The organism is Meiothermus rufus DSM 22234 (assembly GCF_000423425.1).
Lineage (GTDB): Bacteria > Deinococcota > Deinococci > Deinococcales > Thermaceae > Meiothermus > Meiothermus rufus.
In genome coordinates this window covers 1-10564 of record NZ_AUHY01000079.1, presented here as the reverse complement: position 1 = coordinate 10564, position 10564 = coordinate 1, and the positions used below count along the sequence as shown (strand labels likewise).

9 protein-coding genes, 2 tRNA genes and 1 pseudogene are annotated in these 10564 nt (G+C 61.1%); 8 read left to right on the top strand and 4 right to left on the bottom strand.

Annotation, left to right across the window (positions count from 1 at the left end):
* A partial coding sequence (locus G552_RS0112350) for a helix-turn-helix domain-containing protein (RefSeq protein ID WP_027883313.1) occupies nt 1-257 on the bottom strand: 257 nt, incomplete at its 3' end.
* A gap of 466 nt (nt 258-723) precedes the next feature.
* Here G552_RS0112350 and glmS point away from each other — a divergent pair.
* The 8 genes from glmS (at nt 724) to G552_RS15425 (ending at nt 9645) form a co-directional block, all read left to right on the top strand.
* Nucleotides 724-2532 (top strand): glutamine--fructose-6-phosphate transaminase (isomerizing), encoded by a 1809-nt coding sequence (glmS, locus tag G552_RS0112345; protein ID WP_027883312.1) that lies wholly within the window; start codon nt 724-726, stop codon nt 2530-2532.
* 99 nt (nt 2533-2631) lie between these two features.
* On the top strand, nt 2632-3309 hold the full coding sequence (locus tag G552_RS0112340; RefSeq protein WP_027883311.1) for a response regulator transcription factor: 678 nt from the start codon (nt 2632-2634) through the stop codon (nt 3307-3309).
* A gap of 9 nt (nt 3310-3318) precedes the next feature.
* Nucleotides 3319-4773, top strand: coding sequence for a sensor histidine kinase (locus tag G552_RS15885; RefSeq protein WP_051195800.1), 1455 nt, complete (start codon nt 3319-3321; stop codon nt 4771-4773).
* Nucleotides 4751-5371, top strand: a complete 621-nt coding sequence (locus tag G552_RS0112330; protein ID WP_156890746.1) for a hypothetical protein — start codon at nt 4751-4753, stop codon at nt 5369-5371. Before G552_RS15885 ends, G552_RS0112330 begins: the two co-directional genes overlap by 23 nt.
* A gap of 84 nt (nt 5372-5455) precedes the next feature.
* Complete coding sequence (locus tag G552_RS0112325; protein WP_027883309.1) at nt 5456-5659, top strand: hypothetical protein; 204 nt, start codon at nt 5456-5458, stop codon at nt 5657-5659.
* Between the two features lie 170 nt (nt 5660-5829).
* The gene (locus G552_RS0112320; RefSeq protein ID WP_036270841.1) at nt 5830-6435 is read left to right on the top strand and encodes a hypothetical protein; all 606 of its coding nucleotides are present in this window, start codon (nt 5830-5832) and stop codon (nt 6433-6435) included.
* A 151-nt stretch (nt 6436-6586) separates the two neighbouring features.
* Nucleotides 6587-7768 carry a glycerate kinase gene (locus G552_RS0112315; protein ID WP_027883307.1) on the top strand — a complete coding sequence of 394 codons (1182 nt, stop codon included), beginning with the start codon at nt 6587-6589 and terminating at the stop codon, nt 7766-7768.
* A gap of 14 nt (nt 7769-7782) precedes the next feature.
* A complete protein-coding gene (locus G552_RS15425) occupies nt 7783-9645 on the top strand; it encodes an SLC13 family permease (protein ID WP_051195798.1) in 1863 nt (620 codons plus the stop codon).
* Nucleotides 9646-9884: 239 nt separating this feature from the next.
* Here G552_RS15425 and G552_RS0112305 read toward each other — a convergent pair.
* The 3 genes and pseudogenes from G552_RS0112305 to G552_RS0112295 form a co-directional block, all read right to left on the bottom strand.
* Nucleotides 9885-9979: transfer RNA gene (locus G552_RS0112305), tRNA-Ser, on the bottom strand.
* Between the two features lie 111 nt (nt 9980-10090).
* Nucleotides 10091-10180 (bottom strand) — tRNA-Ser (locus G552_RS0112300).
* Between the two features lie 108 nt (nt 10181-10288).
* Nucleotides 10289-10564, bottom strand: a pseudogene (locus tag G552_RS0112295) (IS701 family transposase); the annotation flags it as partial.

Here is a 10564-nt window from a genome sequence, read left to right as displayed (position 1 = left end):
GGGCGGCGGGAGCGGGGTTTGAGTCCGGCCAGGCCCTTTTCTTTTAGGGCTTTTTTCCAGCGGTGGTAGGTGGCCCGGCTGATCCCCACCAGGGCCTGGATCTCGGGCCAGCTCACCCCGTGCTTCCTGAACGCCTCCACCTGCTTGAGCTTGCGTAGCCGTTCCTGGACCAGGGGGTCGCTGGCTCCGGCCGCTCCCAGCTCCTGGGCCTTCCTCGCTCCTTGCCATATCGCTTTGCCAACCGTGGTAAGCTGCACTTGGGGAACCTCCTTTCTTGGTTGGTTCCCCTCTTTTTATCCCAGCTTAGAGTCTCACATGTGTCCGTCCAGGTTCAGTATGAACTGGCCCTCCGACAAAAAAAACGTACAATGAACAGGGGTCTATAGGCCCCGGAAAGGAGGTGGGTTTAGCAAGAGGAGGAGCGCAGGGGGTCGGCAGGCCGACCTTACGAGGAGGCGGTCCCCACTTGTGGGGATAGGCAGGAAAACCCTGCCCAAAGATCGAGTGGTTCCGCGGATGCCGCCAGGGGGTGAGCCCCTCCCTCTCCGCTGGCCTTGGGGGCCAGAGAGCTTGGCGGGAAAGCCGGTGGCGCGAGCGCCGGACAACCAACAAGCAGGGCTCAAGATCAAACAGTGTCGGCAATTTGGGTCAACAGGCGGGCTCGAGGGAGAGCCCCTAGGGTGGTTTTGGATCCTTTAGCGGATCGAATAAGGAGTTTTTGGTATGTGTGGAATTGTAGGCTATGTGGGTTTTCGTCCGGCTTCGGCGGTCATTCTGGATGGGCTAAAGCGCCTAGAGTACCGGGGTTACGACTCGGCGGGTTTAGCGGTAAAGGCCAATGGAAGGCTCGAGGTGCTCAAGCGGGCCGGTAAGCTCTCGGTTCTGGCCGAGGCGCTGGCCTCGCACGCCCTGCCCGGCTCGCTAGGGGTGGGCCACACCCGTTGGGCCACCCACGGGGCCCCCACCGACCCCAACGCCCACCCCCACCTGACGGAAAAGGGCGATATCGCCGTGATTCACAACGGCATCATCGAGAACTACCTGCCCCTTAAGGAGGGCCTTTTGGCCCGGGGGCACACCTTTAGCTCCGAGACCGACAGCGAGGTGCTGGCCCACCTGATCGAGGAAAAGTACCGGGGCGACCTGGCCGAGGCGGTGCGGCTGGCCCTCTCGGAGGCCTACGGGGCCTATGCCCTGGTGGTGGCCCACCGCGACCACGAGGAAATCGTGGTGGCCCGCACGGTGAGCCCCCTGGTGATTGGGTTGGGGGAGGGGGAGAACTTTGTGGCCTCGGATGTGCCGGCGTTGCTGCCCTATACCCGCCGGGTGATTTTCCTGCACGACGGCGATATGGCCATCGTGACCCGCGAGGGCGTGGCCGTGACCGACCTGGCCGGAAACTCCGTAGAGCGCGAAGTGGTCATGGTGGACTGGAGCCTCGAGGCCGCCGAGAAGGGGGGCTACCCCCACTACATGCTCAAGGAAATCTACGAGCAGCCCCGGGTGCTGGAGAACACCCTGGGCGGGCGGTTGCAGGAGGCCGGGGTTACCCTGGGCCTAGGGCTCGAGCCCACCCGCTACGACAAGGTGCACATCGTGGCCTGCGGCACCGCCTACTACGCGGCCTGGGTGGGCAAGTACCTGCTGGAGGCTTTAGCCCGGGTGCCGGTGGAGATCGAGGTGGCCAGCGAGTACCGCTACCGCGACCCGGTGGTGGACGGGAAAACCCTGGCTATCTGCATCAGCCAGTCGGGCGAAACCATCGACACCCTCGAGGCCATCCGCGAGGCCAAGCGCAAAGGGGCCGGCACCCTGGGGGTGATCAACGCCAAGGGTAGCAGCATCACCCGCGAGGTCGACGACACCCTCTACATCCACGCCGGGCCCGAGATTGGGGTGGCCTCCACCAAGGCCTACATCGCCATGCTGGCTGCCATGGCCATGCTGGCGGTGTGGATGGGCCGGGCCAAGGGAACGCTGGAGGAAAAAGCGGTGCGGGAACTCCTGGCCGAGATGCGCAGGCTACCCCGGCTGGTGGAAGAGACCCTCGAGCAGCGGCCCCACATCGCCCATATCGCCGAGAAGTACCACCAGGCCCAGGACTACCTCTTCCTGGGGCGGCACATCCAGGCCCCCACCGCCTACGAAGGGGCCCTCAAGCTCAAGGAAATCAGCTACATCCACGCCGAGGCCTACCCCGCTGGCGAGATGAAGCACGGCCCCATCGCCCTAATCGACGAGCGCCTGCCGGTGGTGGTGCTCGCTACCCATAGCCCCTTCTACGAAAAAACCGTTTCCAACATCCAGGAGGTGCGGGCCCGGGGGGGGCGGGTAATTGCGGTCGCCACGGAGGGCGATACCGAGGTAGGGAAGTTTGCCCAGGACGTGATCTACGTGCCCAAGGTGCACCCCTTGCTGGCCCCGGTGGTGAGCGTGGTGCCGCTGCAGCTGCTGGCCTACGAGACCGCGGTCTGCCTCGGACGCGACGTGGACCAGCCGCGCAACCTGGCCAAGAGCGTAACGGTGGAGTAGCCAGGGCCTTTTCCATTAGAGCCCTTTAATACTGGTCTAAGCAGGCCCCAATCCCTGCTACCGCAAAATGACTTTGCCACAGGCTTTGAGGAAGTTGCAATGCGCGTGCTGGTAGTGGAAGACAACGAGCAGCTTTCCGCGGTGCTGGTGCGGGGCCTGGCTGAGGAAGGGTACACCGTAGATGCCTGTACCGATGGCGAGGAGGCGGTCTATCGGGCGGCTACCACCGAGTACGATCTAATTGTGCTGGACTGGATGCTCCCTCGGCGGGATGGAGCCTCGGCTGCCAAAGAGATGCGGCGCCTGGGGGTTCGGGCCGGCATCTTGATGCTTACAGCTAGGGATTCCCTGCAAGATAAGGTCAACGGGTTGGATGCCGGGGCCGACGATTACCTGACCAAGCCTTTTGAGTTCGAAGAGTTGCTGGCCCGCTTAAGGGCCCTGCTGCGCCGGGGAGGGGGCAGCGCGGTACTGGAGTTTGCTGATCTGACCCTAGACCCCGCCCGCCACCGGGTTGAGCGGGCTGGCAAACTAATTGAGCTTTCGGCGCGGGAGTATGCCCTGCTGGAATTCTTCATGCGCCACCCGGAGGAAATCCTCTCCCGTACCCGCATCGCCGAGGCGGTATGGGAAGGAGAGAGTGGGCTGGATTCCAATGTAGTGGACGTCTACGTCTCGTACTTGCGTAACAAGATCGATAAGCCCTTTGGCGTTCCCTTGCTGCACACGGTGCGCGGTATGGGGTATGTGCTGCGTGCGCCCAACGCCAAGGTCTGAGCCCTTACCGTGTCGCTGCAACTTCGCCTGACCCTGGCCTATGCCCTGGTGCTAACCCTGGTGCTGCTGGGGGCAGGAGCCACAGCTTACACCTTGTTTGTTCGCGACCTGTCCGCCGACTTCGAGGACGACCTGGAGCGTCTGGCTGGGGCCTACGCTGCCGAGGCTGTGGCCCGAACCCCGGTTATGTTGCGTCCGCTGCCACCAGCTCCTATACCCGAAGAGATTGCTGACCCCAGCGTCTACCTTTTCACTGCCGATGGTCGGCTGCTGCAGGCCATCGGCGGCTATGAGGATTTGGTGGAGCTACCAGCCTTGCTGGTAGCGGAGGCTTTGCAAGGAGAGGTGGTTTCTTTCTCCCTTCAGACCAAGGAGACCCGGCCCTTGTGGCAGGCGATTTTTTCCCTTCGGCCAGTGCCCCACATACGTAAAGCGGTGATTTATCCTATCGCCACCGCCTCGGCAGACTTCCAGATCGAGTACCTACTCGTTGTAAGCGCTACCGATCTGGCCACCATGCGGGTTTTACAGCGTTTGCGCCAAACGGTGTTGGTTTGGCTGGGGCTGGGCAGCCTGATGGCCCTGCTGGCTGGCTTCTGGATGGCTCGCTGGGTTTCGCGCCCTTTGCAGGAAATAGCCGAGACGGCCCGGAGTATTGAGCAGGGCGAGCTGCACAAGCGCATTCCCCGTAGCACAGGCCAAGACGAAATCGCTCGGCTCAAGCAGAGCCTCAACGCCATGCTGGAGCGCCTCGAGGCCCTGGTAGAGGCACAAAGCCGTTTTACTGCCGATGCGGCCCACGACCTGCGTACCCCTTTGGCCGTGCTGAAGGGCGACCTCGAGATCACTCTGCGGCGAGAGCGTAGCGCTGCAGAGTACAGAGAGGCCCTCGAGCGCATGCGTCTGGAGGTGGGGCGGCTAATCCGCTTGGCTGAGGATTTGCTGACCCTCGCGCGTTTGGAGTCGGGCCTGTGTAACCCCTTTACGCCTTTTCACCTAGATCAAGCTTTGGAGACCATTTTGCCCGCTTTGGTCAGGGCTGCGCAGCAGAAAGGACTCTCGCTGCACTGCCAGATTCCACCTCAGGTAGCGATTCATGGGGATGCAGGGCTGGTGGCCCGGGCGGTGGCCAATTTACTTGCCAACGCCATCGCCCATACCGAGAAAGGTGCAGTGGGGGTAAGTGCCGAGATTTGGGAAGACCGGGTGCGGATAAGGGTTTGGGACAGTGGGCCTGGGGTTCCCCCCACCTTGCGCCAGCAGATTTTTGAGCGTTTTAGCAAAGGGGAACGCTCCCAAGGGGCGGGGCTGGGCCTTTCCATTGTGGCCCAGGTAGCCCGATTGCACCAAGGAGGGGTTTGGGTTGAGGACCGCGAGGGAGGTGGGGCTGTTTTTCTACTCGAGCTGCCCAAGGGCATTCTTGGGCTGAGGCAGGCGCAAGATGAAGGTATGGCTTTGGATTAGCCTTTGGTTGTGTGGGCTGGGGTTGGGCCTATGGGCAGAGGCCAGTATCCAGGCGCCCTGGCCTACCCATGCTGTCTGGGCTGAGAATGACGACGATAACGACGATGACGATGATACTGAGGAAAGACTGCCTCCCCAACTGCCCGTAGACAGGCCCCGTCCAACGGAGTCCAGGACACCCAGTTTGCTTAGCCAGCTTCAGCGCGAGCTACGGGTAGGCGCCATCTGGGTAGTGGTGCAAAACAACCGTCAGCGCTTTTTGCGGGTGGGACTGGAGTACCAGGGACGCCTGGTCAGCGCGGTGAGCCTGGATGGTCGTAGCGGTGAGCCTATTCCCTATGAGTTCAGCGACACCTTTTATCTCCTGCGCCCCCTCACTTCTGCCCAACTTGCCGCCCACCTACGTAACTTCCAGGCCCAGGCTGGGCGCCTGCGGCTGGGGGAGTCGGGCGTGGTGCAGGGAGGGGTGGTGCATGTGCCGGTGTGGTGGAATGGCCGCTTGGTCAACTACCTGCGCTATGACCCCCGCAGCCAGCAGGTTCTAACCCACCTGCGCTACACCCAGGAGTTGCGTCAGAGCCCCCTTAAGCTGCGCTGAGGGGTTCTGGCTTAAACCGCTCCAATCCGCTTCTCATTTCTGTGCGAACCTACCCTCTTAACCTTCCTTGTAAAGGAGGGCTATATGCAGAACTATGTCTACACCCCTGGTGGGAGCGACCCGAGCTGGGTTCTTGTCCCAGACCCCCTGGAAACCCTCGAGCTAGCCCGTTTGGAAGAGGAGTCTCCTGCCTGTGGGCCTAGTACCGAGGCCGTTTGGCTCGCGGAGGTAGAGCCAGGGCTGGAGCTGATGGTTTGGGAGGGTGAGGGAGGAGCGCTAGGCTTGTAAGAACCCTTCCGATGTGCTTTGCGATCGAAGGCTGGCTGACCTTTGTGTAGGCCAGATTGGAAGCCTCTAATCCCCTTTCATAGGGGTTGTAACACACCCTTAAGGTGAGCCTAACTACCCCATCCCATAATCACTGCGACCAAGCGATGCTTGGCCGAAAGGGGCGAGATATGTGCAAACTCAGAGCGATAGGGATGGCCAGTGTGCTGCTCCTGGTGGCTGCTTGCAGCAGCCCAGCTGCCCAGAGCCTTCAGACTGGTGCAGGGGTGCTGTTTGGCGTTGGTAGAGGAGATGGACAGGCCCGTCCAGACTGCACTGTAGGGGCAGTGACGCTAGAGAACTTCGAGGTCAAAGAGAACCAGCGCTGCATTCTGCGTGGAACCCGTGTAGAGGGCAACCTATTCGTCCGAAGGAACGCTACCTTGCAAGCCGAAAATATCTGGGTACAAGGCAATATCCAGGCCGAGAATGCCCAGGAGGTGCAGGTGCGCAATGCTGCGGTGGGGGGGAGCATCCAGATCAAGCAAGGAGGAAGGGCCTTGGTGAGTGGAACCCGCATTACGGGTGACCTCCAGTACGATCAGATGCGTGGCTTGTTGGTGGCCTCGAGCAACACGGTAAACGGCAACATTCAGATAGTGAAAAACCTTGGAGGCGTCGAGGTTTCAAACAATCGGGTGAACGGTAACCTGCAGTGTAAAGAGAACTACCCCGCACCTACAGGGGGTGGCAACATCGTGCAGGGTAGCAAAGAAGACCAGTGTGCCCGCCTGTAGGCACAAAAGCCGCAAGACCCTCCGGATGGGCCGGGGGGTTCGTCTATTTTTGCTTTCTCAAAGAGAATTTTCGATTATACCCCTCTAATGTCAGCCTAAAGTCAGCTTATGGGCGTACTTCTATACTCCGCCCGCTTCGAGGGAGGGACGTATGCACATTCTGATTGCACCTGGAGGATTCAAAGAAAGCCTTTCTTCCGCCGAGCTGGCCCAGGCGATGCAGCGGGGGGTCAAGCGGGTGTTGCCCCAGGCCCAGACCACCCTGTTGCCTCTTACCGATGGGGGGGAAGGTTTTACCCAAACGCTGGTAGAGGCTACGGGGGGTCGCATCTTCAGGTGCTCGGTGGTTGGGCCGGTAGGGCAGCGGGTTGAAGCCCACTATGGTGTTTTGGGTGATGGCGAAACAGGTGTGCTGGAGATGGCCGCGGCTGCGGGGCTGCGCCTGGTACCTAAAGCGCAACGCAACCCTTTGCGCACCACTACCTATGGGGTGGGGCAGTTAATCCGGGCCCTGTTGGAGAAGCCCCAGATTAAGCGCATTTTGATCGGCTGCGGTGATTCCGGTACCAACGATGGGGGGATGGGTATGGCCCAGGCCCTGGGTGTTCGCTTTCTTGATGCAGAGGGGTTTGAACTCGAGTTTGGCGGGGGTGCTTTGGTTAACCTAGCCGAGATTGATCTTTCTGGACTGCACCCCCGTGTCGGCCAGGTGGAGGTAGTAGCGGCCTGTAACATCCACAACCTGCTTCTGGGAGAGCGTGGGGTGGCCCGGGTCTTTGGCCCACAGAAAGGGGCTACCCCCGAAATAGTGGAGACGCTCGAGCTGGGGTTGGCCCGGCTGGCCTATCATCTGCTCAAACAGCAGGGCATCTACTACGGCGACCTGCCCGGCTCAGGGGCCTCGGGCGGGCTGGGAACCGGCCTGATGGCCTTTTTGGGGGCTACCTTGAAGCCCTGGACCGAGGTGGTGGGGCCGCTGGTCGGGCTAGAGCAACACCTGCGAAAAGCCGATCTGGTGATTACCGGCGAGGGCCGGCTGGATGCCACTACTTTGACCGGCAAGGTGCCCCACTGGGTGGCCCAGCAGGCCCGGGCTTTGGGCAAACCCGTATTGGCCTTAGGGGGCAGCCTAGGTCCAGGCTGGCAAAACCTTCACCAGCAAGGTCTGGACTGGGTGGGTTCTATTCTGCCCTATCCTGCCAGCCTCGAGGAGGCCATGCAGCGGGCCGAGGACTGGGCAGCCGACGCGATTGCCCAGGCTATGCGCCTGCTGGAACTGGGTAAGGTGCTAGCGCAGCAGCCCCTTGCACATGAGGCTATGGTTTTGCGCTGAAGGTCGGGTGCGGCATGCTACTCTCCCCGAGCCCAAACAAACCTTCCTATGTCCTGGGCGTGCTTGGTGTACGCGCCCCTTGGGGTCTCCTGGCTGTATTGGCTAGTGTCCTTTTGATCTGGTTGGGGCTAGACGCATATAGCCTCCAGGTTCGGCTAACCCTGGTGGTTTTTGCCTTGGCAATTGGGGGTTGGGTTTTTACACGAGTCAACGACACCTACATCGCTCTGGTTGCTGCTGTTAGCCTGGTGCTGTTGGGGCTAGAGGAGCCAGAGGGGTTTTTTGCCTCGTTGGGCGATTCGATGATCTGGCTGTTGCTGGCCGCCTTCTTTGTGGCCACAGCGGTTCGGCAGTCCGGCCTGGCCCAACGCCTATCTTTTGCGGTAGCGGCTCGAGCGCGCAGTGTACAAGGGCTTTTTTACGCCCTTAGTGGGGTCATTGTGGTTACCGCTTTTGTCATCCCTTCCACCTCAGGCCGTGCGGCTTTGCTTCTGCCCGTGTTCACGGCCTTTGCTGAGCTGCTGCCGCCGCGGGTGGTGCGGGCCCTAGCCCTGCTTTTCCCTACCATCATTTTGCTTTCGGCAGTGGCCTCCCTCATTGGGGCGGGCGCCCACCTTATCACTGCGGAGATGCTGTCGCGTATGGGTGGGGAACGGTTGGACTATTTCCGCTGGATGCTCCTGGGAACCCCTCTGGCCTTGGTGAGTAGCCTGCTGTCCACCTGGGTCATCCTGCACCTGTTTTTGACCCGGCAAGAGCGCCAGCAAAGCCTCGAGGCCTCCCCACCCTTGCAAGCTACTCCATCCAGGCTCAGCCCTGCCGAGCGCTACGTGCTGATGGTGGGGGTGGCTTTGGTGGTTCTGTGGATGACCGAACCGTTGCACCAGCTCAACAGCACCCTGGTGGCCCTATTGGGGGCTATGGCGGTCACGCTACCACGATTGGGCAACATCTCTTTTCGGGAAGGCCTCAAGGGGGTGGAGTGGAACATCCTGCTCTTTATGGCCGCCACCCTCGAGCTAGGTGAGGCCCTGGTGCGCTCTGGCGCTGCACAAGTGCTGGTTGAAGAGGTCTTCCGCCACGCGCAAAGGGGCTTTTGGGGCAATTCCTGGGCCCTGGTGCTGCTGGTAATTCTTCTCTCGTTGCTTTCCCACCTAGTTATTGTTAGCCGCAGCGCCCGCTCTACAGTGCTGGTGCCCTTGGTGGTGGTTTTGGCTGATGGGGCAGGCCATAACAGCACGGCTCTGGCTTTCATCTCCACGGCTGCTGCAGGGTACTGCCTAAGCCTGATGGTCAGCGCCAAACCTCTGGGGCTATACGGACAGATAGAGCGGCCCACCTTTACTCAAGCCGATTTGTTTAGACTCTCCGGCGTTTTGCTGCCGCTGCATGGGGGGATTTTTGCCTTGTTTGCGTTCCTAATCTGGCCAGCTATGGGCCTGCCTCTGGCAAATCAACCTCGGCAAACCATTGCCACTCCCCCCGCTCCTCCTGTGCAGGCGCTCCACAGCAGGCCGGGGGGAACCGTAGCTAGCCCAAGTGAGAATCCTCCGCAGCTCGAACCCATACAGGTTCAGATAGCCCCCCCTGTGCTGCCGGCAGTGTTGCCTACCTCTTCAGCTCAGCCGAGATCTGTGGGCGCGGCCCCAGCTAGGCCAGGTTCCCCTCCTCGCAAGGCTACTGCTCCTTCCAAGGTACCTGGCCCAAACCCAAGGCAAGCGCAACCGTCAGCCAAACTGGACGAGGAAACCTTGCGAAGACAGCGCAAACAGGAGTTGATCGAGGCCAATTTGCGCCGTCAGCAAGAGCGGCTTCGCTTCCATCTGCCTGCACCAACCCTGCTGCAGAAACCTACCCTGCCCGATGAAGAAGATTAAGACCACAGCGAAGTTGCAAGTTAAGCAGACCACCCCCAGCTCGGGTGTTAGCGAGACTCGAGCCATAGTCACGTTCTCCCAAACGGTGGGGGGTGGAGTGGAACCTGCGGTTGAGTCAGATGAGGTATGTACCATCCCCAGGGAACGCAGGCTCAATGCTGGTCAGGCAACTGGTCAGGGTCACACAGGGAGCGAAGGAGGGAGCAATAGATACGGGCCGGGAACACTGCCCGGCCCCTTGGCGGAGGAGGGGGGATTCGAACCCCCGATAGGGACTTTCGTTCCCTATAGCGGTTTAGCAAACCGCCGCCTTCAGCCACTCGGCCACCCCTCCGTGGGTTGTGGGGTTTGGGGTTGGGTCCCCGAAAACCGCAAACGATACTTTAGCACAAAACTGGCTTTTGGGAATGCCCTGCGGCCAATAGCCCCGCAGAACCGAGAGACTTGGCGGAGGGAGAGGGATTCGAACCCCCGGTGGGCTTGCGCCCACAACGGTTTTCAAGACCGCCGCTTTCAACCACTCAGCCATCCCTCCGCGAGGGCACCCTATCACTATGGTGAGGGTCCTCGAGCTTTGTCAAGCGAGGCATGTCGAGCAGCCTCCAGGTTCCGCGTTCTAGATAGCAGAACAAACAGGTAGGACTTACGCAGTTGGCTGAAGGATGTGGAGGGGATGGGCGAGATAACTTCGTATTGCCTCGCGAACAATGGACGCCTTGGCCTCGTACCAGCTCACCCCCCTGCGCAGCCGGTAGACCTCCAGCCGGAGGAAGGCCCGCAAAGCCAGGAGGAGGTGCCGCAGGATGGAGACCGCCTTCCTCACCTGGGCCCGCTCCACCCCACAGCACTGCTTGAGCCCCCGATGGTACACTTCGATCCCCCATCCTTGCCGCTCTAACTCCGCCCGCTTCTCTTCGCT

What these genes read in the sequence shown, in the direction of transcription:
- G552_RS0112315 (WP_027883307.1), top strand. Translation starts at nt 6,587, where the DNA reads ATGCACATTCTGATTGCACCTGGAGGATTCAAAGAAAGCCTTTCTTCC.
- G552_RS0112325 (WP_027883309.1), top strand. Translation starts at nt 5,456, where the DNA reads ATGCAGAACTATGTCTACACCCCTGGTGGGAGCGACCCGAGCTGGGTT.
- G552_RS0112330 (WP_156890746.1), top strand. Translation starts at nt 4,751, where the DNA reads ATGAAGGTATGGCTTTGGATTAGCCTTTGGTTGTGTGGGCTGGGGTTG.
- G552_RS15425 (WP_051195798.1), top strand. Translation starts at nt 7,783, where the DNA reads ATGCTACTCTCCCCGAGCCCAAACAAACCTTCCTATGTCCTGGGCGTG.
- G552_RS0112320 (WP_036270841.1), top strand. Translation starts at nt 5,830, where the DNA reads ATGTGCAAACTCAGAGCGATAGGGATGGCCAGTGTGCTGCTCCTGGTG.
- glmS (WP_027883312.1), top strand. Translation starts at nt 724, where the DNA reads ATGTGTGGAATTGTAGGCTATGTGGGTTTTCGTCCGGCTTCGGCGGTC.
- G552_RS0112340 (WP_027883311.1), top strand. Translation starts at nt 2,632, where the DNA reads ATGCGCGTGCTGGTAGTGGAAGACAACGAGCAGCTTTCCGCGGTGCTG.